Annotated in this window: 1 protein-coding gene; it reads right to left on the bottom strand. The window is 77.3% G+C overall.

The window, feature by feature from the left end; genetic code table 11:
• Nucleotides 1-67: 67 nt before the first annotated feature.
• Entirely contained in the window at nt 68-619 is a 552-nt protein-coding gene (locus tag HW577_RS26120) for a ribonuclease HII (RefSeq protein WP_332837826.1), read from the bottom strand.
• Between the last annotated feature and the right edge of the window lie 10 nt (nt 620-629).

Raw genomic sequence — 629 nt, forward strand, 5'->3', positions numbered from 1 at the left:
GGCCGCCCCGCCCGGGCGCGACAGTGCGCGGCGCGCAAGCCAGGCCGGCGCCCGGCGCGTGAGCGCATCACGAGACTCGATCCACCGGGCCGAAGCCGCGCCGGTGATGCGGCGATGGCCCGTGCGCCGCCAGCGCGGCCAGGTGCGCCGCCGTCGGATACCCGCTGTGCCGCGCGAAGCCATAGGCCGGCCAGCGCGGATCGAGCCGCGCCATCGCGCGGTCCCGCACCACCTTCGCCAGGATCGAGGCCGCGGCGATGGACAGCGAGCGCGCATCGCCGCCGACCACGCAGCGCACCGGGCAGGGCAGGGGCGGCGCGCTGTTGCCGTCCACCAGCGCGAGGTCGGGGCGGACCGGCAGCCGCAGGATGGCGCGGCTCATGGCAAGATGCGTCGCGCGCAGGATGTTCAGCGCGCCGATCTCGGCAGCCGATGCCGCGCCGATGCCGAAGGCCACCACGCCGTCGCGCGCCGCTGCGCGCAGCGCGCCGAAGGCGGCGTCGCGCCGCGCGGGCGTCAGCTTCTTCGAATCGTCGATCAGCGCGGCGAGCGCGGCCGGCGGCGCGGCGCGGAAGACCAGTGCCGCGGCGACGACCGGCCCGGCAGATCGGAAGGGCACGCGTCTGAAC

Origin of the sequence: Neoroseomonas rubea, from assembly GCF_016106015.1 — a bacterium.
GTDB lineage: Bacteria > Pseudomonadota > Alphaproteobacteria > Acetobacterales > Acetobacteraceae > Neoroseomonas > Neoroseomonas rubea.